This window comes from Pseudonocardia sp. (assembly GCF_025965585.1).
In the GTDB taxonomy this organism is placed as follows: Bacteria; Actinomycetota; Actinomycetes; order Mycobacteriales; family Pseudonocardiaceae; genus Pseudonocardia.
Genome location: NZ_JAOPWR010000159.1, coordinates 1 through 4,048 on the forward strand (window position 1 = coordinate 1; position 4,048 = coordinate 4,048).

A 4,048-nucleotide genomic window follows, 5' to 3' on the forward strand; every position below is an offset into this window, starting at 1 on the left:
CGCGGGGCGGACGGACCGCGCCCTCACCGCGGCGGCCGGCACGGCCCGGTTGCTGCTGGGGCGCACGGTCGATCTGGCTTCCGCCGACGGCCACGACTCCGCCGACCTGCCCGCCGCCGCTGCGCTCCTGCGGCAGGCCGCCTCGTGTGCCGAGGCCGCTGCGGCGTGGTTGCGCGGTGAGGACGACGTGCCCGACACCGATCGGATGGCCGCCGCGCTCGTGCAGTTCCGCGCCGCGAGGGCCGCCGTGGCGCCCGACGGTCTCCCGCCCGAGCGGCTGCGCCTGGGCGCGCTCGCGCTGAGCCTGGGGGAGTGGACGACGTCGATGGTGGCGGCGATCCGGATCGCCGCGGGAGCGCCCGTCGGACCCGACCCCACGCCCGAGTCGGCACAGCCGGGCCTGTTCTGGTTCGCCTACCGGCGGACCCCGTGGTTGTGGTGGCACCGGCTGCGTGAGCACCTGACCCCGCGGTCGGTGTACTTCCAGGGCGCGTTACGGCTCGCCACCGCGCTCGCGCTGGCCCGCCTGCTCGCCGGGGTGTTCGACCTGTCGCACGGGTTCTGGGTGCTGCTCACGATCCTCACGGTGCTGCGCGCGTCGGCCGCCGAGACCCGCTCGGCGCTGCGGCCCGCGCTGGTCGGCACCGTGCTCGGGTCGCTCGTGGCGGCGGGTCTGCTCGTGATCGGGGTGCCTCCCACGGCCTACGCCGTGCTGCTGCCGGTGGTGATGGTCGTCGGCTTCGCGGCCGGCCCACTGCTCGGACCGGGGTGGGCGCAGGCGTTGTTCACGCTGGTCATCGCGCTCGTCTTCGCGCAGGTCTCGCCCGTGGACTGGCGGCTCGCGGAGGCCCGCGTGGTGGACGTCCTGGTCGGGGCCGCGGTCGGCGTGCTGATCGGGCTGCTGGCGTGGCCCCGCGGCGGCTCCGGCGAGCTGCACAGGGCCACGGGGAGGTTCCTCGCGACGTCGGCGGGGGTGGTGCGCGAGACGGTCGCGGTGGTCGCGGAGGGCCTCCCGGTCGGCCACGCCCAACCGGCCGCGCGCGAGGCAGGCCTGCTCGCCGAGGCGTCGTACGCGCTGTACCAGAGCGAGCGGCACGAGCCGGGGGCCCTCGACTGGCAGTCGACGCTGATCGCGGGCCACCACGCCGTCCGTGGGTCGGAGGCACTGGTCCGTGCCTGCCCGAGCGGCGGGCTCCTACCGTGCGTGGGTTCGCTGAGGGCCGCCGCGGCCGACGTCGCCGCCCGCTACGAGCGGGTCGCCGACGGGTTGCTGACCCACGACCACGCCCTCGTGCGCGATCGCCTGCCGGACCCGCCGGCGGCCGAGTGGCCGACCGACCTCGGTCAGGACCTCTACCACCTGGCCGACCTGCGAGTGTGGCTCGACGGGTTGCGGGAGGACCTCGGCCGTGTCGTCGGTCCGCCCGGGGCCGCCCTCGACCCCGCCGATCTGCGCACGCGGGTGGCCAGGGTGGCCGACGGCGACGTGGGCTGACGCGCCCCGGAGCAGACCCGCCGGTGACCTACTGCGTTGTGACCTACTGCGCTGTGGCCAGGCAGTTCTCGAGGCCGTCGGCGAGGCGGCCGAGCCGGCGTCATCGCGTCCGACAGCGCCTGTCGTCCGGGCCGGGCATGCACCGCTGCTCGGGCACGGCCCACGAGCCCGGGATCAGCGGGCCCTCCGCGGCCGGCCGGACCGCCACTCCTCGGCGGCCCGGCCGAGCTCGACGGCGTGGGTGAGGCGCAGCGTGGTGGCGAGCCACAGCAGGATGTCGTGCAGCCGCAGCCGGGTCGGGCGGGCGTCGCCGGTCCGCGCCGCCACCTCCGCCTCCAGCGCGGCGAAGGCGGCGTCGTTCGCGCGCAGCTCGCGCAGGATGACGGCCTCCACGCCGCTGTCGCCCTCCTCGACGTGGGGCAGCAGGGCGAGGCGGGTGGTGCGGGTGAGGTGCGGGACCAGCGCCGGGCTGCTGTGGTGCAGGGCCGCGGTGACGTGCCCGAGGTGGTGCCCGCTCGCGCGCCCGATCTCGCGCAGCGCGGCGCCGACCGTGCCGGGCTCGCCGAGCACGGACACCTCGTCGTCGGGCAGCTCCCAGAAGGTCCGCCCGGCGGCGCGCTCCGCCGCGGCGTCGGCGAGCGGACGCACCCGGGCGAGCGCGTCGTGGACGTCGGCCCAGCCGTCGCGGTCCAGCCGGCCGTGGAGCACCTCGCCGACGAGGACGTCGTTGTCGCCGGGCGGCCCGACGGGACGGGCGTCGAACCGGGCCCAGCCGAACGCGGGCAGCTGCACCCAGCGGCCCTGCGGACTGTCGGGGGACCGGAACCGGACGGGACGGCGTCCGCGCGCGTAGCCGAGGACGGCGGCGAGCGCGACGTCGAACGGCACGGCATCCGGCCCGGTGCTGGGCAGGTGCAGCACCGGGCGCCCGTCCTGCGGTGCCGCGTCGAACACTCCGTCATCCTGCCCGAGTGGGCGCCGCACGGTCAGTCCTTCAATGCGGTGGGCCGTGACGGCCACGCGGTCGCCCCACGCCTGCTGCAGAAGCTCCGGGAGCGGCCGCGCGTTGCTGCTCGGCGGGCCGGCGCGCGGCGTCCAGGTGATCGGCGGGGCCATGGGGTCGGCGAGGGCCGTCGCGCGGACGGGGTCCGGCCAGGGAGCCGGTCGTCCCGGGCGGGGACGGTGGCCGTCACAGCAACGGGGTGACCGTGGTCGTCGGGGACACCGTGGTCGTCGGGGACCCGGTGGTGGTCGGCGCCGGGGTGGTGGTGCGGGGCGGCGTCGTCCTCGGTGGTGTGGTTCTCGGGGGCGTCGTCCGCGGCGGGGTGGTCGGGGACGGCGTGGTGGTCGGCGCCGGGGGCGTGGTGGTGGGCTCGGTCGTCGCGGGCGTGGTGGTGGGCGCCGGGGACGTCGTGGGCGCTGCGGAGGTCGGCGGAGTGGGCCCGCCCTCGAGGACCGGCGCCGGTACCACGGGCGCGACGGGCGGTGCCGCGATCACGGCGGTCACGACCGGTGCGGGCGGCGCGACCACGCGGGGGGCCGGCGCCGTCCGGGTGCGCGGGGCGAGCGCGAGGAACCCGGTGCGCTTGCGGGGAGTCGGCGCACTGAGCGCCTGCTCGACGAGCGTGGTGACCTTCGGCGTTGCCGCGGCCACTGCGGGGGCCGCGGCGTCGGAGGTCACGGGTGCGGCGTGGATCGGGGCCACGGCCCGGGTGACCGGCTTAGAGGCGGGTGTGGCGACGAGGGTGATCCCGCCCAGCGCCCCGACCGTGAGGACGGCGGCGGCCGCGGCGGCGCTGGAGCGGCTCGCGGTGTTCGCGCGGCGGATCACCGCGTCCACCGACGGCAGGGTGATGGCTGCGGAGAGCACGTCGTCGAGTCGCTGGAACTCCTCGGCCACGCGTGGGTGGTCCCTCATCCGTCACCTCCGGGCGGCGCGGACCGTCTCCGTCGAGTGAAAGGTCAGGTCGCGTGACGCGGAGTGTAGATCCGCGTCGCACGCAGAGGTAGTGGTCCCACCGGTCAGGTGACGGGTGATGGCAACGGAACGGTCTCGCCCGCGGCGTGGCCTGTGCGGCCGTCGCGCACCCGCGGCACGATCCCCGGTCCCGGGTCGGCCTCGCGGGTGGGGTGGCGCAGGGCGGGCACCCAGGGAGGTACTCACCACTACCGACGAGCGCGACGGGCCCGGGCACCTCACGACGGTACGGGCCCCGTCCGTGGAACGACGAACGGCACTCCCGGTGCACAGGGTGCGGGGGGAGTGCCGTTCGTCGGGTGCTTGCTACTTGGCGCTGATGAACGTGGCCGCGGGGGCCTTGGCGCGGGTGCGGGGCTTCTTCGGGGCCTCCTCGGCCGTGGCCGGCGCTGCGGGGGCGACGTCGCGGTTCTCGTAGGCGGCGCGGACCTCGGAGGAGATGCGGCCCCGGGCGGAGATGGTCATGCCCTGGGCGAGGGCCCAGTCGCGGACGGCCTTGGTGTCCTCGCGGCTGGCCGCCGGCCGGGACGCGGCGGGACGGGGGGCGCGGCCCGAGCGGCCGCTCCCGGCGGCGC

The 4,048-nt window shown here is 77.1% G+C and carries 4 protein-coding genes; 1 reads left to right on the forward strand and 3 read right to left on the reverse strand.

From position 1 onward, the window contains the following. Positions 1-1,495, forward strand: a 1,495-nt coding sequence (locus tag JWR81_RS09975) for an FUSC family protein (protein WP_297649739.1), incomplete at its 5' end; no start/stop codon positions are given. A 174-nt stretch (positions 1,496-1,669) separates the two neighbouring features. Here JWR81_RS09975 and JWR81_RS09980 read toward each other — a convergent pair. The 3 genes from JWR81_RS09980 to JWR81_RS09990 all read right to left on the reverse strand — a co-directional run. Further along, entirely contained in the window at positions 1,670-2,611 is a 942-nt protein-coding gene (locus JWR81_RS09980) for a hypothetical protein (RefSeq protein ID WP_297649741.1), read from the reverse strand. Positions 2,612-2,684: 73 nt separating this feature from the next. After that, entirely contained in the window at positions 2,685-3,413 is a 729-nt protein-coding gene (locus tag JWR81_RS09985) for a hypothetical protein (RefSeq protein WP_297649743.1), read from the reverse strand. A gap of 366 nt (positions 3,414-3,779) precedes the next feature. Beyond that, positions 3,780-4,048 (reverse strand): histone-like nucleoid-structuring protein Lsr2 (locus tag JWR81_RS09990; protein WP_297649746.1); only part of this gene is annotated, 269 nt, incomplete at its 5' end.